Below are 25,561 nucleotides of genomic sequence, written 5' to 3'. Positions count from 1 at the left end.
GCCTTCTCCTGCGCGGCCGAACGCTCCGCCGCCCGCGCGATGTTGCGTGCCATGCCGCCGAACACGGCGGCGTGGAAGGGTGCGACCCCCCACCATGCGGACGTCCCGCTCGGCGACGCGCACACCGCCCGCGCGGACAGCACCGCGGCCACCGGTCCGGCAGGCGGCTCCGGAGCCGGCACCGCGTCCCCGGTGGCGGACGGATCCGCGTCCACCGGCCCGGCCGCGGCAGGCTCGCGGGGCGGGGACGGCGGCGCGCGTGGATGACGGCGGCGAGGTGCGGCGCGGGGCGGAGGAGGTCGTCCTCAGCGGGGTGGGGGTGCTCAGTGCGTTCGGGGTCGGGACGGAGCCGCTCATGGCGGCCGTGCTCGCCGGGCGGCCGGGCTTCACGCCCGTGGAGCGCTTCGGCGTCGGCGGGCAGCGGGCCGGGCACGCCGCCGTGCATCCCGGATCGCCCGTGCTCGCCGACGAGTTGCCGCGGATGATCGCTCTCGCGTGCGAGCAGGCCGGGCTGTCGGCCGCGCTGCGCGCCCGCTGCCCGCTGCACCTCGCCGTGCACGGCGACCCCGCGCTGCCGCGGGTGGCCGCGAGTGAGCGGGCGGCGCACGGCGCGGGCCGCTTCGCCGAGGGCGTCGCCCGGCGGGCGGGGCTGTCCGGTGCGGCGCGCGCGTACACCTCGGCCTGTGTCGCGTCGAGCACCGCCGTCGCGGACGCCGCCGCGCTCGTCGCCCGGGGACGGGCCGAGCGCGTCGTGGTGGCGGCCGGATACCTGGTCGACGCCGACCAGTTCGCCCTCTTCGACGCGGGGCGGGCGCTCGCCCGGGACGGGCGGGTGCGGCCCTTCAGCGCGGGACGCAGCGGGCTGCTGCTCGGCGACGCGGTGGTGGCAGCGGTGGTCGAGTCCGCGGCGGCGGCGCGCGACCGCGGGGCCCGGCCGCTGGCGCGGCTGGCGGGGTGGGGGCGCGCGGGGGACGCCCATCACGTCGTCCGTCCCCGGCCGGACGGCGCGGGCCTGGCCCGCGCGGTCACCGCCGCGCTGCGCCGGGCGGCCCTCGCGCCGGAGCGGATCGGCTACGTCAACGCGCACGGCTCCGGCTCGCCCGCGGGCGACGCGGCCGAAGCGGCGGCGCTGCACCGGGTGTTCGGCCCGGGGGCCGCGACGCTGCCGGTGAGCTCCACCAAAGCCGTGCACGGGCAGGCCCTGGAGGCGGGCGCGCTGCTCGAACTCGTCGTCACCGTCTCGGCGTTGACGGCGGGCCGGCTGCCGGTCAACGCAGGCTGGCTCGGCCCCGACCCCGACTGCCGTCTGGGGCTCGTCCTCGACGCCCCGGCACCGGCCACGTCCCCGTACGCGCTGAGCCTGACAACGGCGTTCGGCGGCGCGAACACCGCGCTCCTGGTGGCCGCCGCATGACGCCCACCACGCGCGATACGGCCCGCCCGCCGCACCCACAGGCCTCCCCGACGCCCCCCGCAGCCCCGGCCGCTCCCAACGGCGACCGCCGGACCCCGGCGGACCGGGTGGTGCCCGACCCTCCGACGCGAGAGCCGGAGCAGGACCCCGGGCGCCACGCCGGACCCGCCGCGTCGCCGCACCCACAGGCCTCCCCGACGCCCCCCGCGGCCCCGGCCTCCCCCGCGTCCACCGGCCACGCACCAGCCCTGACCTCCGTCCCCGACGGCGACCGCCGGACCCCGGCGACCGCGTACCCGGCGGACCGGGTGGTGCCCGACCCTCCGGCGCGAGGGCCGGAGCAGGACCCCGGACCCCACGCCGGATCCCCCGCTCCCCCACGGGAGAACGGACCGCACGCTCCCGTCACGGCAAGCTCCGGCGTGCCCGGCGGCGACAGCGGCCAGGCGTCGTCCGCTCCTGCGGAAGGTTCCGGGCACGACGCGGAAGTCGTCGCGCTCGCCCGCGCGTTCGGGCTGCGCGTGCCGGCCGCCGCGCGCTGGCCGGAGGGCGCGGAGGAAGGGGAGGTCCCGTTGCTGCCCGGCTTTGTCGGGTCGTCGTTCAGCCCGCTCGCCGCGGAGGTCGCGCGGCGGTGTCTGGGGCGGCGGGCCGGGGGGCCGGTCGCGTCCACCGGCGTGGTCGTGGTCAGCGCGCTGGGGGATCTGGAGCAGGCCGTGGGTGTGGCGGAGACGGTCGACGGCGGGGGGCGGCCGGGGCCGCTGGCGTTCTTCCAGGCCGTGCCGAACGCCGTGGCCGGTCATGTGGCGGCCCGCTGGGGGCTGTTGGGGCCCGTGGTGTGCGTCGCCGACGCCGCCTCGGGTGTGGAGGTGGCCGCGCTGCTGATCGAGGACGGCGACGCGGACGAGGTGCTGCTGATCCGGGTGGAGCAGGCGGCGACCGCCGGGGCGCGGGACCGCGCCGCGGCCGTACTGCTGAGTGGAGGGGATGTCCCGTGACAGGTGCGCGAGGCACGGGCGGCGAGGTCGTCGTGACCGGGATGGGCATGGTCACCCCGGTGGGCACGAGCGCCGCCGAGGTCGTGGCGGCGATGTGCGAGGGGCGGTCGGGGCTGGTGCGGCCGCCCGCCGGGAGTGCGCTGGAGGGGAGCGTGGACGTCGCCGCGTTCGGCCCGCCGGTCGATCCGGCGTCCGTGCTGCCCGCGCCCGAGACCCGGGTGGTGGACCGCTACATCGTGATGGCGCTGCGGGCCGCGGCCGACGCGCTGGCGGACGCGGGCATCGAGGTGGGACGGGACGTCGACCCGTACCGCATCGGGGTGATCCTGTCCGGCACCGGGGGCCTGGCGACGCTGGAGGCGCAGGTCGTGACGCGCACGCAGCGCGGACGGCTGGGCGTCAGCCCGTACCTGCTGCCGGGGATGCTGCCGAACATGGGCGCCGCCCGGGTGGCGATCCGGCACGGCATCCGCGGCTACAGCTCGTCGATCGGGACGGCGTGCGCGGCGGGCGCGCAGTCCGTGGGCGAGGGGCTGCGGCTGCTGCGCGCGGGTGAGGCGGACGTCGTGGTGTGCGGGTGCAGCGAGGCGCCGCTCTTCCCGACGCTGGCCGACACCTTCTCCAACGCCCGCGCCCTGGCGCGTGGTTGGGCCGCCGACCCGGCGGGGGCGAGCCGTCCCTTCGACCGCCGCCGCAACGGCCTGGTGCTCGGCGAGGGCGCCGGGGTGCTGGTCCTGGAGCGCGCGGAGCACGCGGACGCGCGCGGCGCGGCGGCCTACGCGGGCCTGGCGGGCTGGGGCGCCACCAACGACGCCCACCACCCGACGACCCCGCATCCGGAGGGCGAGGGCGCCGCCGCGTGCATGCGCCGGGCGCTCGCGGACGCGGACCTCGCGCCCGCCGACATCGGCTACGTCAACGCGCACGGCACGAGCACGAAGATCGGCGACCGGGCCGAAGCCCTGGCGATCCGCCGGGTGTTCGGCGCGGACGGCTGCCCGCCGGTGAGTGCCACCAAGGCCGTCACCGGGCACATGCTGGGCGCGTCCGGCGTGGTCGAGGCGGCGGTGAGCGTGCTCGCGCTGCGCCGCGGGGTGCTGCCGCCGACGCACAACCTGGACGACCCGGACCCCGACTGCGACCTCGACCACGTCCGCAAGGCCCCCCGCCCGGCCCCGGGGATCGGCCACGTGATGTCGAACTCCTTCGGGTTCGGCGGCCACAACGTCAGCCTCGTCATCGGCCCGCCGGGCACCCGGCTCGCCCGCACCGTCTGAACGGCGCGCGGCGGTCCGCTCACGGCACCGCCCCGCGCCCGCACCGCACGTCATCGACCAAGGAGCGGCAATGGACTACCTCGGCATCGACCATGTCGAGTTCTACGTGGGCGACGCGCGCCAGGCCGCGTTCGTCCTGTGCTCGGCCTTCGGCTTCCGGGTGCACGGGCACGGCGGCCCCGAGACGGGCCTGCCGGACCAGCGCAGCCTGCTGCTCGTCCAGGGGGACTGCCGGGTGCTGCTGACCTCGGGCCTGCGCCCCGACCACCCGGCGGTGGACTACGTGGCCCGGCACGGCGACGGGGTGGCCGTGGTCGCCTTCGGCACCCGGGACGCCGGCGCCGCCTTCGCTGCGGCGGTGGCGGGCGGTGCGACCCCGGTCGGGCCGCCGCGCACGTACGAGGGCCCGGACGCGTCGGTGCGCACCGCGACCGTCTCCGGTTTCGGCGACGTGGTGCACCGCCTGGTCGAACGGCACGGCGCCGCCGGGGACTTCCTGCCCGGCGCGATCGTGCCCGTGGACGAGGAGCCCGCCGCGCCGGAAGGTCCCGGCCTGCTCCGGACGATCGACCACGCCGCGGTGTGCCTGGAGGCGGGCACGCTGGAGGCCACCGTCGCCTTCTACCGGGCGGCCTTCGGCTTCGACCTGATCTTCGAGGAGTACATCGAGGTCGGCGGCCAGGGCATGTTCTCGCAGGTGGTGCAGAGCCCCGGCGGCAACGCGACGCTGACGCTCATCCAGCCGGACCTGAGCCGTACCCCCGGCCAGATCGACGACTTCCTGGCCTGGCACGGCGGTCCGGGCGTGCAGCACCTGGCGCTGACCACCGACGACATCGTCGAGGCCGTGGACGCGCTCGGCGGCCGGGGCGTCGGCTTCGCGCCCACCCCGGCGAGCTACTACAGCTCGCTCGGCAGCCGGCTCGGCGCCGTGGACCTGCCGGTGGACCGGCTGCGGCCGCGCGGCATCCTCGTCGACCGCGACCACTGGGGGCAGATGTACCAGATCTTCGCCCGGTCGATGCACGTACGCCGCACGTACTTCTGGGAGCTGATCGAGCGGCACGGCGCCCGCACCTTCGGGACCAGCAACATCCCGGCCCTCTACGAGGCGAAGGAGCGCGAGCTCGCCGCCGTCCGCGCGACCACGAAGGCAGGCCTGTGATGACCGTCGACCAGGACCGTACGACCGCCCTCGCGGCAGCGGACTTCACCCTCACCGAGGCGGAGGCGGCGCTGCTGCCGGACGACGCCGACGTGGCCTTCTACGCCGAGCACGGCTGGTACCTGACGAAGAAGCTGCTCGACGACGCCGAGGTGGACGAGCTGGTGGCGGCGAGCGAGCGCTACTACGCGGGCGAGCGCAGCCGTACGCTGCCGGTCCGCCCGCCGCGGCTCGCGGCCTGGCAGCCGTCCGACGGGCCGGTGCAGCGGCACAACGACTACGTGCACGTCGAGAGCGACCCGATCGCCCGTATCCTGCGCAAGCCGCTGATCGGCGCGGTCGCCGCCCGGCTGGCGGGGGCCGCCGAGATCCGGGTCTTCCAATCGACGCTCATCCTCAAGCCGCCGGTCGCGGGCGAGCCCAGCAACATCGTGCCCTGGCACATCGACAAGCACTACTGGTCCACCTGCACCTCGGAGCGGATGCTCACCGCCTTCGTCCCCCTGCACGACTGCGGTGAGGAGATGGGCACCCTCACCGTCGTCGACGGCAGCCACCGGTGGCGGGAGACCGGCCGCGAGGACTCGATGACCCGGCACTTCGCCGACCGCGACCGCGACCAGCTGGAGGCGGTGCTCGCCGCCAACGCCGCCCACAACGGCGCGGAGATCCGCAAGGTGCCGCTGGTCATCCCCAAGGGCCACATGAGCTTCCACCACTGCCGGACCTACCACGGCAGCGGCCCCAACATCAGCGGCCGGCCGCGCCGCGCGGTCTCCTTCCACCTCCAGGACGGCGACAACGCCTACCGCCGCTTCCCGCTGGAGGGCGGCGGCGAGGCCGTCTACAACCACGACGTGCTGGTACGGCGGCTGCCGGACGGCCGCCCCGACTACGCCGACCCCGCGTACTGCCCGGTGCTGTGGCGCGGCGAAGGGCCGCGGGAGCGTGGCTGACGCGGACGGGGCCGCGGGCCTCTACCGGACGATGGCGCTGATCCGCGGCTTCGAGCAGCGGGCGGTCGAGCTGGTACGGGCCGGTGTCGTGGCCGGCGGCATCCACCCCTGCACCGGGCAGGAGGCGGTCGCCGCCGGGACGTGCGCGGCGCTGCGGACCGACGACCTGATCACCAGCACCCACCGCGGGCACGGCCATGTGCTGGCCAAGGGCGCCGACCCGGCCCGCATGATGGCCGAACTCGCCGGGCGGGACACCGGGCTCAACCGGGGCCGGGGCGGCTCGATGCATGCCGCCGACTTCGCCGCGGGCGTGCTGGGCGCCAACGCGATCGTCGGCGCGGCGGTGCCGATCGCGGCGGGCGCGGCCTGGGCGCTGCGGCAGCGCGGCTCGGACCGGGTGGTGCTCAGCTACTTCGGCGACGGGGCCGTCAGCCAGGGCGTGGTACTGGAGGCGTGCAACCTGGCGGCGCTGTGGCGTGTCCCGCTCGTGCTGGTCTGCGAGAACAACGGCTGGGCCACCTCGATGCGCCCCGCGGACACCATGGCCGGCACCGTGACGGGCCGCGCGGCGGCCTTCGGCATCCCCGCGGTCACCGTGGACGGCATGGACGCCGAGGCCGTGCGCGACGCCACCGCCGAGGCCGTCGTTCGGGCCCGGTCGGGCGCGGGCCCGGCGCTGCTGGAGTGCACCACCTACCGCTTCGACGCGCACCACACGTGGGAGCACACCGCGCGCCCCCGCTACCGCAGCGAGGAGGAGGCCGCGGCGGGCCGGGCCCGCGACCCGCTGGAGATCCAGGGCGCCCGGCTGCCCGCCGCCGTACGCGCCGCGGCCGACGCCGAGACCGCGCGGGTGCTGGACGACGCCGTGCGGTACGCGCTCGAAGCACCGCACCCGGACCCGGCGACCGCGCTGGACCACCTGTACGCGACCGGGCTGCGGCCCAGGGCGGGGGCGCTGTGATGCCGCGGCTCTCCTACCTCAAGGCCCTCAACCGGGCGATCGGCGACGAGATGGAGCGCGACCCGGACGTGGTCGTGCTGGGCGAGGACGTCGGGGTGGCCGTCACCAATGTGACGGCGGGGCTGCTGCGGAGGTTCGGCCGCGACCGGGTGCTGGACACTCCGATCTCCGAGCAGGCGTTCACCGGTTTCGCGACCGGGGCGGCGATGGCGGGGATGCGCCCGCTCATCGAGTTCCAGATCCCGGCGCTGCTCTTCCTCGCCTTCGAGCAGATCGCCAACCAGGCACACAAGTTCTCGCTCATGACGGGCGGCCAGACCCGGGTGCCGGTGACGTACCTGCTGCCCGGCTCCGGGTCGCGCGACAGCTGGGCGGGCCAGCACTCCGACCACCCCTACAGCCTCTTCGCGCACGTCGGGGTGAAGACGGCGGTGCCGGCCACGCCGGCGGACGCCTACGGGCTGCTGGTGACGGCGATCCGGGACGACGACCCGGTGGTGGTCTTCGCGCCCTCGGCCGCGCTGGGGGTGCGCGAGGACGCCGACTTCGGCGCGCTCGGCCCCGTACCGCTGGGCTCGGGGCGGGTGCACCGCGCGGGCACCGACGTAACCGTCGTGGCGGTGGGGCACCTGGTGCACGACGCGCTCGCGGTCGCCGAGGAGCTGGCCGGGACGGTGTCGGTCGAGGTCTTCGACCCGCGCTCGCTGCACCCCTTCGACTGGGCGGGACTCGCCGCGTCGCTGGAGCGGACCGGGCGGCTGGTCGTCGTCGACGACTCCAACCGCTCGTGCGGCATCGGCGCGGAGATCGTCGCGACCGCCGCGGAGGAGATGCGGCTGACGGCCCCGCCCCGCCGGGTCACCCGCCCTGACGGGGCGGTGCTCCCCTTCGCGCGCGAGCTGGACCTGGCGTGCCAGCCGACCCGGGCGCAGCTGCGGACCGCGGTGGAGAAGGCGGTGCGCGGCGGATGAGCGGCACCACCACCGCCGCCCGCGCGGCAGCGGGACGACAAGGCGACATGACGACGAGGCGACACTCAGGAGGAACACCGTGACCGGCAGCGACATCCGGGCCAGGCTCGCCGCCGACCCGGAACTGGGCGCGGGCAACGTCCTGCCCAAACTCTTCGAGCACGGCGCCGACCCCGGGGGTCCGGGCGCCGCCTTCGACCAGCCCGTGGACGGGCTCCCGGCCGGGACCGAGCTGACGCTCGGCGCGCTGCGGGAGCGGGTCGCCGCACGGGCCGCCTGGTGGCACGAGCGGGGCGTCGGCCCGCGCGACCCCGTCGCGGTGTACGTGTCCGGCTCGGCCGACACGCTGCTGACCTTCCTGGCCCTCACCTGGCTGGGCGCGATCCCGGCGCTGATGAACCAGTACCTGACCGGCGACACCGCCGCCGCCTACCTGCGCAAGCTCGGCGCCGGCGCGCTGGTGACCGACCCCGCGCACCGCGAGCGGCTCGCCGGGCACGACCTGCCCGGCCTCACCCTGCACGCCGACGCGGCGGACACCGGAACCGGCGACCCGGGACGCGCGCCCGCGCCGTACCGGCACCACGCCGACGACCCGATCGCCGTCACGCACTCCTCCGGCACCACCCGGATGCCCGCCGCCGTGGTGCACTCGCACGCGAGCCTGTTCGCCGCCATGCGGCTCTTCCGGCTGACCGCGCCGCGCGCCCGGGGGGCCGCGCGCATCCTCAGCGCGCTCCCCGCCGCGCACGCGGCGGGGATCTCGGCGCTGAACATGGCACTGTGCCTGCGCAGCGACCTGCTGTTCCTGTCCACGCAGAACGACGGGGCGGCGGTCGTCGACGCGATCGAGCGCTGGCGGCCCACCGGGGTCCTCGGCTTCGCCGCCACCTGGGCGCAGCTGGCCCGGCAGGATCTGGCGGCGCGCGACCTGGAGTCGGTGTCGCTGTGGTTCAACACCGGGGACTGCGCGCACGAGCCGCACATCCGGCGGCTGGTCGCCGCGGGCTCGCGCGAGACCGCGACCCGCGGCGGGGTGCGCCGGATGCCCGGCTCCAGCTTCGTCGACGGCCTCGGCTCGACGGAGATGGGCCACTCCGCCTTCCACATCACCCACACCCGCACGACCGAGCGCTACGGCCGCTGCGTCGGTGTACCGCACGGCTTCGCCGAGGTCGCGCTGCTGGACACCGCGACCGGCCGTGAGGTCCCGCCGGGCGAGGTCGGCCAACTGGGGCTCAGGGCCCCGACGCTGGCGCCGGGCTACTGGAACGACTCCGCGGCCACCTACCGCAACCGGCTGGGCGGCTACTACCTGACCGGCGACCTGATGTACCGCGACGAGGAGGGCTACTACTTCCACGTCGACCGGGCGGTGGACGCGGTCGATCTCGGCGGCGGCGAGCGCCTCTACACGGCCATGTCGGAGGAGCGGATCCTCGCCGCGTGCCCGGACGTGCACGACTGCACTGTGGTCTCCGACCGGGTCGGCGGGCAGGTCGTCACCGACGTCCTGCTGGCCCTGCACGAGGGCGCCGACCCGGACGCCGACCGCGCCCCGGCCGTCCGCGCCGCCCTGACCCCGGCCGCCGCGGCGACGCTGCGCCGCGTCGTCGTCATCTCGGACGCCGACCTCATCACGGGCCCGACGGGCAAGGTCCGCAAGTTCCTGATGCGCGAGCAGCACCGGGCCCGTACGGCGGAGGTGGGGGCATGACGGACGAGCAGCGGGCCGGGGCACCGGTCCCGGAGACCGGGTCGGCTCCGGTCGTCGCCGAGCGGATCGTGGTGGGCTTCGCCGGGGAGGGCGAGGGCGAGGACGAGATGTCCTGGGGCATGTGGGAGATCTGGCAGGCCATGGGGCGGCAGCGCAACCCGCTGCCCATCGGGGGCCGCGCCCCGCTGGCGCCGGGCACCACACTCGCCGACCTCGCCGCCGAGCTGCGCTACCTGCTGGAGCGCTTCCCCTCGATGCGCACCCGGCTGCGGCTCGCCCCGGGCGGCCGGGCCATGCAACGGCTCTTCGCCACCGGGCAGATCACGCTGGAGGTGTACGACGCCGCTCCCGGCGCGGACGCCGACGAGGTCGCGGCGGCCGTCGAACAGGCCTACCGCGACCGGGAGTTCGACTTCTGCGCGGAGTGGCCGGTACGGATGGGCGCGGTGCGGCAGGGCGGCCGGCCCGTCCACCTGGTCACCGTCATGCACCACCTGGCCACCGACGCCCTCGGCGGCGCGATCATGCTGGGCCAGGTGGGCACCCGGGACACCGCCCCGGTCGGCGGCATGCAACAGCTGGAGCAGGCCCGCTGGCAGCGCTCGCCCGCGGGGCAGCGGCAGAACGCCCGAGCGATGCGGCACTTCGAGAACGTCCTGCGGACCATGCCGGACCGGCAGCTCCCCGGCCCCACCGATCCGCGCGAACCCCGGCACTGGGGGGCCGAGTTCCACTCCCCGGCGCTCACGGCGGCACTGCCGCACATCGCCGCGCGGACCGGCGCCGCGGTCCCCGGCATCCTGCTGGGACTGTTCGCGATCGGACTGCACCGGGCCACCGGGATCAGCCCGGTGGTGGTCCGGCCGGTGGTCGGCAACCGCTTCCGGGCGGCGCTGTCCGACGTGGTCTGCATGGTCGCGCAGGCCGGGGTGTGCGCGATCGACGTGGCCGGCGCGGACGCCGCGGACGCCGTGCGGCGCGCCGGGCAGGGCGCCATGACGGCCTACAAGCACGCCTACTTCGACCCGGAGGCGCTGGACGAGCTGGTCGCGCGGATCTCGGTCGAGCGCGGCACGGACGCGAACATCAGGACGTACCTCAACGACCGCAGCAGCTACGCCCTGCCGCCCGAGGGCAGCACGGCGCCGACGGACGCGCGCGAGCTGCGCGACGCCCGCCGCGACACCGTCTTCCGCTGGTACGAGCAGAAGGAGGACCAGACGGAGCGGTTCTTCGTGCACGTGGACGACGCCCCGCAGGGCGGGTTGCGCTTCGAGATCCACATGGACACGCACTACGTCTCGCCCGCCCAGGCCGAGGCCTTCGCGTATGCCATGGAGGCGGCGGCGATCGAGGCGGCGCTGCCGGACGGCGGCGCGGACGCGTCCGTGGACGCGCCTGTGGACGTGCCCGCGGACGCGGGCGAGCCGGTCGGGGCAGCGGAGTCCCCCCGGTGACGGCGCTCAGCGCGGTGGCCGCCTACGTGCCGGAGGGCCGGCTGCCCGTCGAGGACGTCGCCGGGCCGCTCGGGCTCACCCGGATGCAGGTCAAGGTCTTCCGCCGCTACCACCGGCTCGGCGAGGTCGCCCGCGATCCGGACGGCACGCTGGAGGACCTGCTGCGCGGCGCGCTCGCCCGGCTGCTCCCGGCGCTGCGCGGACGCGAGCGGGACGTGCGGTACGTGCTGCACGCGCGGACCTTCCCGACCGTCGCGCCCTACCCGTACGACCCCGTGCGCGCGGTCTGCGCGGAGTACGGCCTCGGCCACGCCGCCGTCTTCTCCGTCGGCCACCACGCGTGCGCCTCCGGGCTGCTCGCGGTCGACGCCGCGGGGCGGCTGCTCGCCGCGGACGGCGACCCGGACGGGCTCGCCCTCGTCCTCAGCGGCGAGAAGGCGTTCACCCCCGAGGCCCAACTGGTCCCCGCCACCTCCTTCTTCGGCGAGGGCGCCGCGGCCTGCCTGGTGACCGCGGCCGGACCGCGCGACCGGGTGCTCGGCTACGCGGTCGAGCAGCGCGGCGAGTTCGACGGCGACGCCCCCGAACTCGCCGCGGAATTCCAGCGGGTGTACGCCGACGCGCTCGCCGCGGCGATCACCGCCGCGCTCACCGGTGCCGGACTCACCGCCGAGGACGTGACGCTCTTCCTGCCGCACAACGTCAACCGCGTGGCCTGGCACCAGGTGTGCCGCATCCTCGGCGTGCCGCGCGAGCGCGTGCTGCTCGACAACGTCGCCGACACCGGCCATGTCTTCTGCGCCGACGCCTTCGTCAACTACCGCACCGCGCTGGACCGCGGGCTGCTGCGGCCGGGCGAACCGTACGTGATGGCGGCCGCGGGCGCCGGGCTCGGCGCCGCCTTCTCGGCGATGGTCCTCGTCCACTGACCCCGCCCCCTCCCCCGGGCACGACCCCGAACCCCCCTGAGAGGCCTGACCGATGACGGAGCAGCACCCCGCCCCGACCGCGACCGACCCCGAGCTGCGCGACCGGCTCGTCGACGGCATCCGCGGCCTCCTGCCGCGCGTCCTCAAGCGCGAGGTCGACGCCGTGACCGCCGACACCGCGCTGCTCGACGCGCTCGGGCTGACCTCCACCACCGGCCTCGAACTCGTCCTCGAACTGGAGGAACAGCTGGACCTGGAGATCAGCGTCGAGGAGCTGGGCCGCGAGGACTTCGGCACGGTCGGCTCGCTCGCCGACTACGTCGCGGGCAACCTGCTGACGGACGCGGACGCGTGAGCGTGCGCACCCTGGCGGCGGCGACGGCCGCCGGCGCCGCCCCCGCGGGCTGGGGCGTGCGCCGGGCCGTCCGCCTCGCCTTCCCGGAGCCCGCGCCCCCCGCGCCGGACCCGGAGCGCACCGAACGGCTGCGCGTCTACCTCACCGACCTGCTGCGCCCGTACGGGCTCGCCCTCGGCACGGAGCCGCCCGACCGCGGCGGCCACGCCTACGGCGACCTGGCCGCGGAGCTGATCCGCCGGGCGGTGCCCGCGGGCGAGCAGATCGATCTGCTCGTCCTCGCGTACGCCGTCCCGGACGTCACCCCGGGCCGCGCCACGGCGACCTGGCTGAGCCACGTCTGCCCCGGCAACCCGCTGGCCTTCGCCGTCGCCGACCAGGGCCCGGCCGCCGCCTTCACCGCCCTGCGGCTGATCCACGCCTACGCAACGACCGCCGCCCTCCCCCGCGCGCTCCTCCTCGTCGTCGAACAACCCGCCCTGCCGTACCCCCCGTTGACCTCACCCGGGCCGGGCGGCACCGCGGCGGCACCGTACCCGCCGCCGGAACCGGCCGCGGCGGACGGCTCCCCCGCGCCGCCGCCCCCGGACGCCCGCGCGGCCGTGCCCGGTCCGCCGCTGCTCCCCGACGCCGCCTACGGAGTCGCCCTGCTCCTCGGCCCGCCCGCGCCCGGCGAACAGCCCGCCGGGCTCGGCGCCCTGCGCACGGGCGACGCGACCGCCGCGGACGTGCACGACGCGCTCGGCGCGGGCGCGGGCGACGCGGTCGCGGTGCTCGGACCGGGCCTCGGCGCGCGGGACCTCGGCGCCGGGACGCGGCTGCGCCACGCCGCCGCGTCCCGCCCCGGCACGGGCGTGTGGTGGGAACTGGCCGACGCGCTCGCGCAGCCGTCCCCCACCCCCCGCCGTCTGGTCCTGGCCGACCGCGCCCCCGCCTCCGAAGGCCTCGCCCTGGCCGCGCTGGACCTCCCACCCGTCACCACACGGGAACCCGCGGGAGCCACCCGATGACGACGCCCCTCGCCGGGCCTGGCCACCGGCTCAACACCCCGCCATGTAAAGCCCCCAGCCTCCCCGGCCCGCACCACGGAGCCGCACCAGTACCCGCCGGGCCCGGCCTCAACACCCCGCCACGTAAAGCCCCCGGCCTCCCCGGCCCGGACCACGGAAACGTGCCAGCACCCGCCGGGCCCGGCCTCAACACCCCGCCCCGTAAAGCCCCCAGCCTCCCCGGCCCGCACCACGGAAACGTGCCAGCGCCCGCCGGGCCCGGCCGCCACCGGCTCAACACCCCGCCCCGGAAAACCCCCGACCTCCCAGGCCTGGACCACGGAGCGGCACCAGTACCCGCCGGGCCCGGCCGCCACCGGCTGGCCAGGCGGGAACGGAGCGCCCCGGCCGCCCGCGGCCTCCTGGACGCGGACCGCGCGAGCCCACCGGCGCCCGCCGGACACGGGTGCCGCCGGGCCGGCGGCCGGGCGTGGGAAGCCGTGGGAGCGCGCCGGTGACCGCCCCGACGCTCGCCGGGTACGAGCGGGCGGCGCGGCAGCGGCTGGACGGGCCGGTGTGGGACTACATCGACGGCGGGGCCGAGCGCGAGCGGACCCTCGCCGCCAACCGGCGGGCCTTCGAGCGCGTGTCGCTGCGGCCACGCGTCCTCGTCGACGTCTCGCGCTGCGACACCGGTGTCGAGCTGCTCGGGACGCGGCTGCGGACGCCGGTCGGTGTCGCGCCCACCGCGTACCACCAACTCGCGCACCCGGAGGGCGAGATCGCGACCGCGCGCGGTGCGGAGGCGGCCGGGGCGCTGTTCGTGGTGAGCATCTACGCGAGCCGCTCGGTGGAGGAGATCGCCGCGAGCGCGCGCGGGCCGCTGTGGATGCAGCTGTACTGGCTGCGCCGCCGCGAGGCCCTCGCCGACCTGGTCGAGCGCGCGGCGGCCGCGGGCTGCCGCGCGATCGTGCTGACGGTGGACGCGCCGCGGCTGGGCCGCAGGCACCGTGACGCGCGCAACGGCTTCGCGCTCGGGCCCGGCATCCGCGCCGCCAATCTCGACGCGGCGCTGACGGCCACCGCCCATGTGGCCGCCGCCGGGCGCTCCGCGCTCGCCGTGCACGCGGCCGAGGCGGTCGATCCGGCGGTGACGTGGGCCGATCTCGGCTGGCTGCGCGGGCGCAGCGCGCTGCCGCTGGTGCTCAAGGGCATCCTCACGGCGGAGGACGCGCGGCTCGCCGTCGAGCACGGCGCCGACGCCGTGATCGTCTCGAACCACGGCGGGCGGCAGCTGGACGGCGCTCCCGCGAGCCTGGACGTGCTCGCGGAGGTCGCGGGTGCGGTGGGCGGGGCCTGCCCCGTCCTGCTCGACGGCGGGGTGCGCGGCGGCACCGACGCCTTCGCCGCGCTGGCGCTCGGCGCGCGTGCCGTCCTGCTGGGCCGCCCGGTGCTGTGGGGCCTCGCGGCGGCCGGCGCCGCGGGTGTGTCGGGCGTGCTGGACCTGGTGACCGAGGAGCTGGCGCACACCATGGCGCTGGCGGGCCGCCCGGACCTGGCGTCGCTGGACGCCTCGGCGGTCGCGACTGGAGGAGGAGCCCGATGACGGTGGAGCTGTCGCGCGACGACCTGCACATGTCCGTGTCCGACCCGGAGTCGGCGTCGATGAACTTCCTCAACGAGGTCGCCGCCCGCTTCCCCGACGCCGTCTCGCTCGCGGCCGGCCGCCCGTACGACGGTTTCCACGCCACCGACGACCTGCACCGCTACCTGCGCGGCTACCTCGCCCACCTGGAGGCGCTGGGCCTGACCCGCGAGCAGCGCGAGCGGCAGTTGCTCCAGTACGGCAGGACCAACGGATACCTGGGCGACCTGATCGCCCGGATGCTCGCGGTGGACGAGGGCGTGGAGGTGCCGCCGGAGGCGGTGATGGTCACGGCGGGGTGCCAGGAGGCGATGGTCATCGCGCTGCGCGGACTGTGCGCGCGGCCCGGTGACGTCGTGCTGGCCGTCGAGCCCTGCTACGTCGGGCTGACCGGCGCGGCCCGGGTGCTCGGCGTCGAGGTCGTCCCGGTGCCCGAGTCGGCGGACGGCCTGGACCCGGAGACGGTGCGCGAGGTCGCCGCCGCGGTACGCGCGTCGGGCCGGCGGCCGCGTGCCTTCTACGTGGTGCCGAGCTTCGCCAACCCCTCGGGCGCGTCCATGCCCGTACCCGCCCGGCGGCGGCTGCTGGAGGTGGCCGAGGAGGCGGATCTGCTGGTCCTGGAGGACGACCCGTACGGGCTGTTCGGGATCGACGACGCGCCGCGGCCGACCCTCAAGGCGCTCGACCCGGGCGGCCGGGTGGTCTACCTCGGCTCGTTCGCGAAGTCGTGCTTCCCCGGTGTGCGGGTGGGCTTCCTGGTCGCCGACCAGGTGGTGGTGGGCGCGGACGGGCGGCGCACACTGCTCGCCGAGGAGCTCTCGACCGTCAAGAGCCTGCTGACGGTCAACACCTCGCCGGTCGCGCAGGCCGTCGTCGGCGGCTTCCTCGTCGAGTCGGGGTGCAGCGTGCGGGCGGCGGGCAAGGCGAAGACGGCCTTCTACCGCGCCAATCTGCGCACCCTGCTGGCCGCGCTGGAGCGGGAGTTCGCGGACGAGCCGCGGGTGCGGTGGAACGCGCCCGCGGGCGGCTTCTTCGCCGTCGTGGACGTACCCCTGACCGCGGACGAGGCGATGCTGGAGGTCTCGGCCCGCGAGTACGGCGTGCTGTGGACGCCCATGAGCTTCTTCTACTCCGCCGGATCGGGCGGCGGCCGCCACCGCATCCGCCTGTCGTGCAGCGCGCTGCCGCCCGACCGCGTCGAGGAGGGGGTCCGCCGCCTCGCCGCCCTGGTCCGCGCCCACGCGGACGCGCCGGGGGCGCGGAGGTGACGGCGGTCCAGGTGTGGGTGGTGGCCGACCGGCGGTCGGAGCGGCTCGTCACGGAGCTGCTCGGCGTCCTCGACGACGAGGAGCGGCAGCGCGCCGCGGCGTACCGCTCGGCCGACGACCGGCGCCGCTTCGTCCTCGCGCACGGCGCGCTGCGGCACATCGTCGCCGGGTCGCTGGGCGCGCCGCCCCACGAGATCCGCTGGACGCGCGGCCCGCACGGCAAGCCCGAGCCCGCCGGGCGCTGGAGCGGGGTGCACGTCAACCTCTCGCACTCCGGCGAGGTCGCCATGGTCGCCCTGTGCGCTTCCCGCCCCGTCGGTGTGGACGTCCAGCAGGTGCTGCCGCGGCTGGACGCGGTGGCGATGGCCCGCCGCTACTTCCCCGCGCAGGAGTCGGCCGCGGTCGCGGCGGTCGCCGATCCGGACGGCCGCGCCCGCCGGTTCGCCCGGCTGTGGGCCCGCAAGGAGGCGCTGACGAAGGCGCACGGGGGCCGCCTGACCGAGGGCCTGCGCGTCCCGGTGCCGGCCGGCGGACCGCCGCCGGACACCCCCGCACGGGACGCGTGGGCCCGGGGCTACCGGGTCCACGACATCCCGGCGCCCGCGGGCTACCGGGCTGCGGTGGCGCTGTCCGGCAGCGCGGACTTCGCCGTCACCCACCACACCTGGCCGCCCCAGTCCCCCGCACCCTGACCACCCGCGCCCGGCCCCGACGCACCGCAGCCCGACCCACCCCAGCGCGACACACCGCACCGTGACCCGCCGCACCCCGGCCCACCGGAAGGCACGCGATCCCATGCCCCTCGACCCGCAGCTCCAGGACCTGCGCGACCAGCGCGCCCGCAGCGGAGCGACACCGCTCTACGCGCTCTCGGTGGAGCAGGCCCGCGCCGCCGACCTCGCCGCGGTCCGCGCGTCCGGCGGCAGCCCGCGCGAACTCCACGAGATCACCGAGCGGACCGTCCCCGGTCCCGGCGGACCGCTGCCGCTGCGGATCTACCGGCCCGGACCGGGACGCGAACTGCCCGCGCTGCTCTACTACTTCGGCGGCGGCTGGACGCTCGGCAGCCTGGACACCGCCGATCTGCTGTGCCGCACGCTCGCCGCGGAGGCCGGCTGCCTGGTCGTCGGCGTCGGCTACCGGCTCGCACCCGAGCACCCCTTCCCGGCGGCGGTGCACGACTGCCACGCGGGCCTGCGCTGGGTCGCGGAGCACGCCGCCGAGATCGGCGCGGACCGTGCCCGGCTGGCCGTCGGCGGCGACAGCGCGGGCGGCAACCTGGCGGCCGCGGTGACGCTGCTGGCGCGGGCCGACGGTGATCTCCCGCTGGCCGCCCAGGTCCTGGTCTACCCCAACACCGACCAGCTCGCCGACGACGGCTCGATGCGCGAGAACGCCGACCCGTACCTCTTCAACCACCACTCGGTGGCCTGGTACACCCGCCACTACCTGACCGGCGCGGCCGACGCCGCCGATCCGCTGGCCTCGCCGCTGCGCGCCACCGACCTGCGCGGCCTGCCGCCCGCGCTGGTCGTCACGGCGGAGTACGACCCGCTGCGCGACCAGGGCGAGGCCTACGCGCGGCGGCTCGCCGAGGCGGGTGTGCCGGTGGAGGCGACCCGCTACCCGGGCATGGCGCACGGCTTCTTCGCGATGGCCGGGGCCGTGGACGCGGCCGCCGAGGCCACCGCCCAGGCGGCCCGGCACCTGCGGCGCTGCTTCGGGCTGCCGCCGGAAAAGGGGTGACCCCGCGGCGCGCCGGGGGGCGGCGCGCCGCGGGGCCGTCACGGGAACCCGCCGGGGATCAGCCGCGCGACCACTTCTGGTTCGCGCCGCCGTTGCAGGACCAGATCTCCAGCTGGGTGCCGTTCGCCGTGCCGTTGGCGGTGGCGTCCAGGCACTTGCCGGAGCCGGGGTTGAGCACTGTGCCGTCGGAGCGGAGCGTCCACACCTGCGCCGAGGTGCCGTTGCACGTCCACAGCTGCACGGCGGTGCCGTCGGCCGTACCGGCGCCGTTGACGTCCAGGCACTTGGCGCCGCCATAGACCGTCAGCTGCCCGGCGGCGGTGGCCGTCCACTGCTGGTTGGCCTGGCCGTTGCAGTCCCACAGCGCGATCCGGGTGCCGTCGGTCTGCGACGCGCCGGGTACGTCGGCGCAGCGGCCGGAGCCCTGGCCGCGCAGCACGCCCGCTCCGGTGGGCGTGGTGGTGGCCCCGGCGGCGGTGAGGGTCGCCGCGGCGGCGGCCTGGGTGGTGGGCGACCAGAGGGCGAAGGGGCCGACGAAGGAGTTGCCCTGCCGGCCGGAGCTGTCGGTGTCGTTGGCGAGGATGGAGTCGGCGGTGGTGGTCAGGAAGCTGTCGTAGCGGGTGGTGCGGGTGGCGGTGGCGAGGGCGCGCAGGTAGCGGGCGAAGATGCCCTTGAACGCCTGCCCGTCGCCGGAGCAGTTGGGCTCGCAGCCCTCGTAGAGCACGCCGTTCCGGCTGAAGTGCTGGGTGGCGGCGGTGGCGACGGACTGCGCCGTGTCCAGCAGCGAGCTGTCGCCGGTGGCGCGGTCGAGTTCGACGAGGCCTTGCAGGATGACGCCCTGGTTGTAGGTGTAGTCGGCGGTGTGGAAGCCGCAGCCGGACGCGTCGAGGCCGTCGCGGACGAGGTTGCCGTCGATGAGGCCCGTGTTCTTGAACCAGTTCCACTCGGCGGTGGCCCAGCCCAGGTAGGTGGTGTCGCCGGGGATGCGGTTGTGCAGCCCGGCGGTCGCGGCGAGGAACAACTCGTTGGCGATGGAGGCCTTGTACGTCTTGGCGGTGCTCCAGTAGACGCCGCCGCCGCAGGTGCCGTCCCAGTAGCTGTGCATGTAGTCGGCCGTGGTCCTGGCCATGTTCAGGTAGGCGGTGTTGCCGGTGATGTCGTACGCCTGCAGCCACACCAGGCTCCACCAGCCGGTGTCGTCGATGTAGTCGTTGGTGAAGCTGCCGTTCTTGGCGAAGGCGCCGGAGATCGCGTAGTCGTAGCTGCTGTCGCCGGTGGCCTGCCGGTAGGTCATCACGGTGCTCAGCGACACCGCGGAGGTCCACCAGTCGCTGCCGATGCGGCCGGTGCCGGGGTCGTAGGACTGCATGAGGACGGCGACGCTGCTGCCTGCCGGGCCGCCGCCCGCGGCCTGGGCGCCCCCGGCGCCGGGCAGGAGCAGCAGGGCCCAGCCCAGCAGGACGACGAGGGCGCGCCCGACCAGGCGGCGGGGTGCGGACGGGGTCATGACCGCCTCCAGATCTGGTTGTTCTGCCCGTTGCAGTCCCACAGCTCCAGCTGGGTGCCGTTGGCGGTGCCGTTGTCGTAGGCGTCCAGGCACCTGCCGGAGCCGGTGTTGACGATCGTGCCGTCCGAGCGGACCTTCCACTGCTGGCCCGCGGTGCCGTCGCAGTCGTGGATCTGGACGGCGGTGCCGTTGGCGGTGGCGCCGCCCGCGGCCTCCAGGCAGCGGTTGGCGAAGACCGTGAACTCGCCGGTCACGGTAGAGGACCAGCGCTGGTTGGTGCCGCCGTTGCAGTCCCACAGCGCCGGGCGGGTGCCGTTGGCCTGGTTGCCGTTCGGCAGGTCGATGCAGCGGCCGGACCCGCCGCCCTTGTAGGGGGCGGTGGTGTTCGCGCGGGCCCAGTTCTGGTTGGCGCCGCCGGTGCAGGTCCAGATCTCCAGCAGGGTGCCGTCGGTCCTGCCGTTGCCGGTGGCGTCCAGGCATTTACCGGAGGCCGGGTTGACGACCGTGCCGTCGGCGGTGACGTTCCACACCTGCGCGGGGGTGTTGTTGCAGGTCCAGATCTGCACGGCGGTGCCGTCCGCGGTGCCGGAGCCGCTGACGTCGAGGCACTTGGCGCCGCCGTAGACGGTCAGCTGCCCGGCGGAGGTGGCGTGCCACTGCTGGTTGGCCTGGCCGTTGCAGTCCCACAGGGCCACCCGGGTGCCGTCGGTCTGCGCCGAGGCGGGCACGTCCACGCACAGCCCGGACTCGGCTCCTTTCAGGGCGCCGGACTGGCCGTGCGGGTCGCACGTGGTCAGGCCCGCGGTGTAGGGGCACAGCGCGGTCACGAAACCGCCGTCGGCGGACTCGGCCACCGACAGGGTGTCGGCGGAGGTGACGACCCTGGTGTCGTGGGTCAGGCCGCCGGAGCCGTCCCGTACGGTCTCGGCGAGCCACTGGCCGGAGCCGAGGAAGGACAGCGGGGTGGAGTGGGTCGTGGCGGCCTGTGCGGAGATGCCGCCGACGAACCAGCGCCCGCCGGCCCGCCGGGCGACGTACACGTCCTTGCCGGGGGTGCCGCCGAGCAGCCGGGTCTCGTCCCACGCGGTGGGCAGCTGGTCGAGGATGCGCAGTGCCTCGGGATGCGCCTCGTAGCTCTCCGGGCTGTCGGCGAAGTGCTGCCAGCCGGACTCGAAGACGACGGCGGTCGCGAGTTCGGCCGCGTCGGTGGTGTCGCGGCCGGTCATGCTGAAGACGACCGGGGTGAAGTCCATGCTGGAGATCACGTTGCGGGTGAAGGGCAGGATCGTGTCGAAGGCCGCCCGGTTGCGGAACTGCTCCGACCCGTACACCGCCTCGGCCGCGACCACCTGCGGCCAGGTGCGCTGCATGCCGCGCGGCATGGCGGTGCCGTGGAAGTTGACCATGAGCTTCAGGCTCGCGGTCTGCGCCAGCACCGCGTCGTACCACTGGAGCGTCGGCTGGGTGTACTCGTCGATGAAGTCGATCTTGACCCCGGCCACGCCCCAGCCCCTGACCTGCGGCAGCCACTGGTCGCGCTGCTGGGCGGTGCGCAGGTCGGAGGAGTTGAACCAGAGGATGAGCTGCACGCCCCGGGCCTTGGCGTACGCGGCCAGGTCCGGCACCCAGGAGGACGACCAGCCCTCGTCGACCAGCACGTAGGGCCAGCCCTGGCGCTGGGCGAAGTCGACATAGCTCTTCTGCCGGGCCTCGCTGGACGGGCTGCCGTGCTCGCTCAGCCAGGACCAGGCGACCGCGCCGGGCTTGATCCACGAGGTGTCGGAGACCTTGGACGGCGGTGCCAGGTCGTCGACGAGCGTGGACGAGGTCACCTCCGCGAGGCTGCCGAGCGCGGCGGTGCGCCAGGGGGTGGACAGCGGCAGCGAGGTCGTCACACCGCTCGCCAGCGCGACGGTGTAGGTGGCCGACCCGGCGGTGTGCGCGAGGGAGGAGGCGGCGTAGCGGCCGTCGAGGTCGGTCTCGGCGACCAGCGCGTAGGCGCCGCCGACCTGGAAGAGCGCGGGCTGCCGGTAGGTGTTGGCGGGGGCGCCGGAGGCCGTGCTGCCGAACCACTGGCCCTGGTCCTCGGGGTCCGGCGGCGCCAGCCAGACGGGCGACGAGCCGGGCACCGTCCAGGACGAGGCCTCGCCGGTGACGGTCACCGAGCCGCTGCCGGGCAGCACGTAGCGGTAGGCGACTCCGGTGTCGGAGGCGCGGACAACGATGTCAAGCCGCGCGCCGCCGGTGCCGGAGAAGGAGAGCGTGCTCTCGGTGTAGCGGGTGGAGCGGCTGCGCTGCTTGCCCGTCGTCATGCTGTACGACTCGGTGACGGTGCGGTCGCTGCGCTGCAGGAAGGTCAGGTTCTTCGTGAGGTCGGCGGCGCTGGTGCGGATGCCGATGGGGGACGGTGACAGCACGCTCTGGCCGCGGCTGGTGGCGGCGAAGGTGAGGCTGCCGTTGTCCAGCGTGACCTGGGCCGCGGTCGGGGAGCCGGCCGAGGGGCCGCTGACGGTCCAGCCGGTGGCCGCGGCCGCGCTGTGCGCCGGGACGGCGAGCACGGCGAGCGGGAGGAGCAGCGCCAGCAGCCAGCGTCGCAGCAGCCGTCTGTGCGGGGTGTGGGGCATGAGGGCTTCCTAGGGTGGGGGGTGCGGACCGGGTGGCGACGGTTCAGGTGAGGGACCACTGCTGGTTGGCGCCGCCGTTGCAGTCCCACAGCACCAGCTGGGTGCCGTCGGTGGTGGACAGCTGCGGGTCGTCCAGACAGCGGCCGGAGACGGGGTTGCGCAGGCCGCCGTTGTAGGGCTGCCACTGCTGGTTGCCGCCGCCGTTGCAGTCCCAGATCTCCACGCGGGTGCCGTCGGCGGTGCCGTTGTCGTAGGCGTCCAGGCACTTCCCGGCCGCGCGCACGGTGCCGTCGGCGGCGGCCGTCCAGCTCTGCGCGGCCGTGCCGTTGCAGCCCCAGATCTGCACGGCGGTGCCGTTCGCGGACGAGCCGCCGTTGACGTCCAGGCACTTGCCCGCGACGCCGGAGTGGTAGGACCCGGTCACCGGCTGCGGGGCGGTGATCCAGCCCGCGGCGTCGGCGGCGGTGAGAGCGGTGTTCCAGGCCGCGGCCATCTTCTGGTAGCCGGTGTCGTTCGGGTGCAGCGAGTCGGCCAGATCGGCGCTGGTGAGGGCGCCCATGTCGGCGAAGCCGACATGCCGTCCCGCGGCCTGCTCGCTCTGCGCGATCTGCCGGACGGCGGCGTTGTAGGCGGGCTCGGCCTGGACGACCGGCGCCGAGGTGGAGGTGATCAGGTCCGCGAGCAGGATCGTCGCCCCGGGGGCGTCGGCGGCGATCCGGTCGACGAGGGCGCGCAGCCGGTCCGGGGCGGTGGCCACCTGGTAGCCCTGGTTGAGGTCGTTGGTGCCGATCATGAGCGTGACGACGTTGGGTTTGTACGTGGCCAGCGCCGAGTCCGTGATCGCGTCGATCTGGTCGATCCGCCAGCCGGAGTGGCCCTCGTTGTCCGGGTCGGACATGGTGCCGCCGCGCCCGGAGCCGACGAAGTCGGGGACGTAGCCCCCTGCGGTGAGGGTGGAGAAGAGCGGGCCGCGGTATCCGTTGCCCGTGCTGCTGCCGACGCCCCAGGTGATGGAGTCGCCCAGCGGCATGAGCCGCAGCGCGCTCTGCCGGGCGGCGTCCGGTACGGGGGCGGCGGCGTGTGCGGGGACGGCGGCCGCGGTGGCGGCGGCCAGTAACGCGACCGCGGGGAGGACGGCGAGGGGGGTGCGTCCGGTCATCTGATCGCTCCTTGTGGGGGGGGTGGGGGGTGCGGTGCGGGGTGGTGCCGGGGTGGGGCCCCGCCGCACCGGCGGGGTGCGGACGTCCGGTGCGGCGGGGTGCCCGTGGGGGGACAGGGAAGGCGGTGAGGCTAGGAGCGCCGCCAGACCTGGTTGGGCTGGCCGTTGCAGGGCCAGATGTCCAGGGCGGTGTTGTTCGCGGTGCCCTGCCCGACCGCGTCCAGGCACTTGCCGGAGGCGACGTTGACGACCGCGCCGTCCGCGCGTACCCGCCACTGCTGGTTCGCGCTGCCGTTGCAGTCCCAGATCTCCACGGGGCTGCCGTCGGCGGTGGCGCCGCCGGTCACCTCCAGGCACTTGGTGTCGTAGGCGGTGAGCTGGTCGGTGACGGTGGAGGTCCAGATCTGGTTGCTGCCGTTGTTGCAGTCCCACAGGGTGGGCCGGGTGCCGTTGGCCGTGGCGAAGGCGGCGAGGTCGACGCAGCGGCCGGACTGCCCGCCCTTGACCGGGCCGGACACCGCGCCGCGGGCCCAGATCTGGTTGGCGCCGCCGTTGCAGGTCCAGATCTCCAGCAGGGTGCCGGGGGTGACACCGTTGCCGGTGGCGTCCAGGCACTTGCCGGAGCCGGTGTTGACCACCGAGCCGTCGGCCCGGACGCTCCAGGACTGCGCCGCGGTGTTGTTGCAGTCCCAGATCTGCACGGCGGTGCCGTCGGCCGTGCCGGAGTTGGCGACGTCCAGGCACTTGGCGCCGCCGTAGACGGTGAGCTGGCCGGACGGGGTCGCCGTCCACCGCTGGTTGTCGCCGTTCGTGCAGTCCCACAGGGCGACCTGGGTGCCGTTGGTGCGGCTCGCGGCCGGTACGTCGGCGCACAGGCCCGAGCCGCTGCCCTTGAGGATGCCGCCGATGCTGCCCGCGGCGTTCGGCGTCACCGAGAGGTTGTCGAACTGGTCGGTCTGGTAGCCCGCCACGCCGAAGCCGATCTGGCCCGCCGCGTAGGTGCTGTCGTGGACGGTGCCGAGGGTGCCGCCGTCCACGCTCGCCGTGATCTGGTCGCCGGAGAAGCCGAGCGCCAGGGTGTGCCAGGAGCCGGTGCCGAGCGCGGCGCGGGTGCCGGAGGCCAGCGTCGTGGAGGTCCCGGCCGCGGAGGTGCGCACGATCGACCAGCGGCCGCCGTCGTCGGCCCGCAGCTCGTACGCCGCCTGGTGGCTCTGCGGGCGGTTCTGCAGGCCTGCGCGGCCCAGTACCTCGGCCGTGCCGGCCTGCCGCAGGTCGACGTCGACGCTGACGGTGTAGTCGGTCCAGGTCGGGTCGCCGGCCAGGGTGAAGGCGTCTGAGTCGTCCTGCCACTCGATGGGCTTGGTGGCCGCCATCTGCTGCACGCACTGCCCGGAGCGGCCGTTGGCGCACGGCTGGGCCTCGAAGGCGCCCTGCATGTCGGACAGGTAGCGCGCCTCGGTGCCGTTGCCGTAGCCGTCGAAGCTGTCGGAGTAGGGCAGCGCGAGGGCGTGCGCGGCCGGGGAGGTCGCGGTGCCCTTGCCCTGGCCGGTGGTCGTGGTGACGGTGTAGATCCAGCCGGGCTGAAGCGTCAGCGCGTAGGAGCCGCCGGACGGGGTGACGTCCTGGCTGTGCACGAAGTCCGTGGCAGCGCTCGGGCTGTTGACCCGGGTGGCCCACACATGCACGGTGCCGGTGGACAGGCCGCCCTGGACGTGGACGTTCACCGTCTGCGCGGCGGTGGCGGTGGTGGTCTCCAGGACGGTCGAGTAGTCCTTGCCGTTGGGCGACTTGAGAGTGACGTAGGCGCCGTTGGTCTCGGCGCCGCCGAGGTAGCCGGAGGCGGAGTCGACGAACTGCCAGCCGGGCTGGGCGAACTGGGTGACCTGCGCGGTGGCCCAGGTGTTCTCGCCGATCGAGTAGCTGCCCGACCAGGGCGAGGGGGCCGTGGCCAGGCCCACGGTGTCGTACGGGAGGTTGGGGTAGAGCGCGGCCACCAGGGGCCAGTTGAGGTACGCGGTCATGCGCGCGTCGGTGTAGCCGCGCACGATGGAGCGGATCAGCGCCGGGGCGCCGGAGTTCATGTCGAGGGAGCCGTTCTCGCTGGCCCACAGCGGCTTGCCGTTGTTCTTCGCGGCCGTCGAGGACGAGCAGGTGTCGGCGTTGCCGCCGTCACCGCCCGCGCAGGGGTAGTGGGCGCCGATGACGGACACGGCGTTGTTGAAGGCGGAGTTCGACGCCATGTCGTCGGCGACCTGCCACCCGGAGTCGTCGGCGACGAGCTGCACGTTGCCGTAGCCCGCGGTGTTGAGCGCGGTGCGCAGTTGGACGTACCAGTTGGCGTCGTGGCCGCGTTCGTTCCAGCCGCCGAGGTAGGTGATGGGCAGTCCGTGCTGTTTGGCGCAGTCGAGCCAGGAGATCAG

Annotated in this window: 20 protein-coding genes and 1 pseudogene; 17 read left to right on the top strand and 4 right to left on the bottom strand. The window is 75.5% G+C overall.

Annotated features, from left to right (window positions below):
* The 17 genes and pseudogenes from ACWERV_RS34410 to ACWERV_RS34330 form a co-directional block, all read left to right on the top strand.
* Positions 1-267 (top strand): annotated as a pseudogene (locus tag ACWERV_RS34410) (hypothetical protein); the annotation flags it as partial.
* Positions 260-1,414, top strand: a complete 1,155-nt coding sequence (locus ACWERV_RS34405) for a beta-ketoacyl synthase N-terminal-like domain-containing protein (RefSeq protein ID WP_452940617.1) — start codon at positions 260-262, stop codon at positions 1,412-1,414. The pseudogene ACWERV_RS34410 and the gene ACWERV_RS34405, both read left to right, overlap by 8 nt.
* Positions 1,415-1,836: 422 nt before the next feature.
* Positions 1,837-2,409 (top strand): beta-ketoacyl synthase chain length factor, encoded by a 573-nt coding sequence (locus tag ACWERV_RS34400; protein WP_452940615.1) that lies wholly within the window; start codon positions 1,837-1,839, stop codon positions 2,407-2,409.
* The gene (locus ACWERV_RS34395; protein ID WP_452940613.1) at positions 2,406-3,686 is read left to right on the top strand and encodes a beta-ketoacyl-[acyl-carrier-protein] synthase family protein; all 1,281 of its coding nucleotides are present in this window, start codon (positions 2,406-2,408) and stop codon (positions 3,684-3,686) included. The genes ACWERV_RS34400 and ACWERV_RS34395 overlap by 4 nt, the downstream gene beginning before the upstream one ends.
* A 70-nt stretch (positions 3,687-3,756) precedes the next feature.
* Entirely contained in the window at positions 3,757-4,851 is a 1,095-nt protein-coding gene (hppD, locus tag ACWERV_RS34390; protein ID WP_452940611.1) for a 4-hydroxyphenylpyruvate dioxygenase, read from the top strand.
* The gene (locus tag ACWERV_RS34385) at positions 4,851-5,807 is read left to right on the top strand and encodes a phytanoyl-CoA dioxygenase family protein (RefSeq protein ID WP_452940609.1); all 957 of its coding nucleotides are present in this window, start codon (positions 4,851-4,853) and stop codon (positions 5,805-5,807) included. The genes hppD and ACWERV_RS34385 overlap by 1 nt, the downstream gene beginning before the upstream one ends.
* Positions 5,800-6,774 (top strand): thiamine pyrophosphate-dependent dehydrogenase E1 component subunit alpha, encoded by a 975-nt coding sequence (locus ACWERV_RS34380; RefSeq protein ID WP_452940607.1) that lies wholly within the window; start codon positions 5,800-5,802, stop codon positions 6,772-6,774. Before ACWERV_RS34385 ends, ACWERV_RS34380 begins: the two co-directional genes overlap by 8 nt.
* Positions 6,774-7,745: an alpha-ketoacid dehydrogenase subunit beta gene (locus ACWERV_RS34375; protein WP_398192507.1), complete on the top strand. Its 972-nt coding sequence runs from the start codon at positions 6,774-6,776 to the stop codon at positions 7,743-7,745. Before ACWERV_RS34380 ends, ACWERV_RS34375 begins: the two co-directional genes overlap by 1 nt.
* Positions 7,746-7,824: 79 nt before the next feature.
* A complete protein-coding gene (locus ACWERV_RS34370) occupies positions 7,825-9,462 on the top strand; it encodes a class I adenylate-forming enzyme family protein (RefSeq protein WP_398192505.1) in 1,638 nt (545 codons plus the stop codon).
* Complete coding sequence (locus ACWERV_RS34365) at positions 9,459-10,919, top strand: condensation domain-containing protein (RefSeq protein WP_452940606.1); 1,461 nt, start codon at positions 9,459-9,461, stop codon at positions 10,917-10,919. The genes ACWERV_RS34370 and ACWERV_RS34365 overlap by 4 nt, the downstream gene beginning before the upstream one ends.
* Entirely contained in the window at positions 10,916-11,848 is a 933-nt protein-coding gene (locus tag ACWERV_RS34360) for a 3-oxoacyl-[acyl-carrier-protein] synthase III C-terminal domain-containing protein (protein WP_452940604.1), read from the top strand. Before ACWERV_RS34365 ends, ACWERV_RS34360 begins: the two co-directional genes overlap by 4 nt.
* A gap of 52 nt (positions 11,849-11,900) precedes the next feature.
* Positions 11,901-12,203 carry a phosphopantetheine-binding protein gene (locus ACWERV_RS34355; RefSeq protein WP_398192499.1) on the top strand — a complete coding sequence of 101 codons (303 nt, stop codon included), beginning with the start codon at positions 11,901-11,903 and terminating at the stop codon, positions 12,201-12,203.
* A complete protein-coding gene (locus ACWERV_RS34350) occupies positions 12,200-13,213 on the top strand; it encodes a hypothetical protein (RefSeq protein WP_452940602.1) in 1,014 nt (337 codons plus the stop codon). Before ACWERV_RS34355 ends, ACWERV_RS34350 begins: the two co-directional genes overlap by 4 nt.
* Positions 13,214-13,706: 493 nt before the next feature.
* Positions 13,707-14,798 (top strand): alpha-hydroxy acid oxidase, encoded by a 1,092-nt coding sequence (locus ACWERV_RS34345; RefSeq protein ID WP_452940600.1) that lies wholly within the window; start codon positions 13,707-13,709, stop codon positions 14,796-14,798.
* Positions 14,795-16,105 carry an aminotransferase-like domain-containing protein gene (locus ACWERV_RS34340; protein WP_452940598.1) on the top strand — a complete coding sequence of 437 codons (1,311 nt, stop codon included), beginning with the start codon at positions 14,795-14,797 and terminating at the stop codon, positions 16,103-16,105. Before ACWERV_RS34345 ends, ACWERV_RS34340 begins: the two co-directional genes overlap by 4 nt.
* Positions 16,102-16,797: a 4'-phosphopantetheinyl transferase family protein gene (locus ACWERV_RS34335; RefSeq protein WP_452940596.1), complete on the top strand. Its 696-nt coding sequence runs from the start codon at positions 16,102-16,104 to the stop codon at positions 16,795-16,797. Before ACWERV_RS34340 ends, ACWERV_RS34335 begins: the two co-directional genes overlap by 4 nt.
* 103 nt (positions 16,798-16,900) lie before the next feature.
* Positions 16,901-17,851: an alpha/beta hydrolase gene (locus ACWERV_RS34330; protein WP_452940595.1), complete on the top strand. Its 951-nt coding sequence runs from the start codon at positions 16,901-16,903 to the stop codon at positions 17,849-17,851.
* Positions 17,852-17,909: 58 nt separating this feature from the next.
* Here the strand turns inward: ACWERV_RS34330 and ACWERV_RS34325 are convergent, their stop codons facing one another.
* From ACWERV_RS34325 to ACWERV_RS34310, 4 genes are all read right to left on the bottom strand, one after another.
* The gene (locus ACWERV_RS34325; protein ID WP_452940593.1) at positions 17,910-19,358 is read right to left on the bottom strand and encodes a glycoside hydrolase family 76 protein; all 1,449 of its coding nucleotides are present in this window, start codon (positions 19,356-19,358) and stop codon (positions 17,910-17,912) included.
* Positions 19,355-21,982, bottom strand: a complete 2,628-nt coding sequence (locus tag ACWERV_RS34320; protein WP_452940591.1) for a glycoside hydrolase family 97 catalytic domain-containing protein — start codon at positions 21,980-21,982, stop codon at positions 19,355-19,357. The genes ACWERV_RS34325 and ACWERV_RS34320 overlap by 4 nt, the downstream gene beginning before the upstream one ends.
* A 43-nt stretch (positions 21,983-22,025) precedes the next feature.
* Entirely contained in the window at positions 22,026-23,141 is a 1,116-nt protein-coding gene (locus ACWERV_RS34315) for a ricin-type beta-trefoil lectin domain protein (protein WP_452940589.1), read from the bottom strand.
* A 131-nt stretch (positions 23,142-23,272) separates the two neighbouring features.
* On the bottom strand, positions 23,273-25,561 hold a 2,289-nt coding region (locus ACWERV_RS34310), incomplete at its 5' end, for a ricin-type beta-trefoil lectin domain protein (RefSeq protein ID WP_452940587.1).

It is taken from the genome of Streptomyces sp. NPDC004031, from assembly GCF_053604375.1.
Note: the sequence above shows the minus strand (reverse complement) of the source record. Positions and strands in the feature narration are given on the sequence as shown.